This window comes from Alteromonas sp. 5NW40-0090 (assembly GCF_057552975.1).
In genome coordinates this window covers 1-626 of the sequence record NZ_BAAJLT010000032.1, presented here as the reverse complement: position 1 = coordinate 626, position 626 = coordinate 1, and the positions used below count along the sequence as shown (strand labels likewise).

The 626-nt window shown below is 53.5% G+C and carries 1 rRNA gene; it reads left to right on the top strand.

The window, feature by feature from the left end:
- Positions 1 to 626 (top strand): 16S ribosomal RNA (locus AC27KT_RS19765); the annotation flags it as partial.

The window sequence follows — 626 nt, the reverse complement described above, 5'->3', positions numbered from 1 at the left end:
GGCTCCGGCGCAAAGAGAGGCCCAAGTGAGATTAGCTAGTTGGTAAGGTAACGGCTTACCAAGGCGACGATCTCTAGCTGTTCTGAGAGGAAGATCAGCCACACTGGGACTGAGACACGGCCCAGACTCCTACGGGAGGCAGCAGTGGGGAATATTGCACAATGGGGGAAACCCTGATGCAGCCATGCCGCGTGTGTGAAGAAGGCCTTCGGGTTGTAAAGCACTTTCAGTTGTGAGGAAAAGTTAGTAGTTAATACCTGCTAGCCGTGACGTTAACAACAGAAGAAGCACCGGCTAACTCCGTGCCAGCAGCCGCGGTAATACGGAGGGTGCGAGCGTTAATCGGAATTACTGGGCGTAAAGCGCACGCAGGCGGTTTGTTAAGCTAGATGTGAAAGCCCCGGGCTCAACCTGGGATGGTCATTTAGAACTGGCAGACTAGAGTCTTGGAGAGGGGAGTGGAATTCCAGGTGTAGCGGTGAAATGCGTAGATATCTGGAGGAACATCAGTGGCGAAGGCGACTCCCTGGCCAAAGACTGACGCTCATGTGCGAAAGTGTGGGTAGCGAACAGGATTAGATACCCTGGTAGTCCACACCGTAAACGCTGTCTACTAGCTGTGTGTG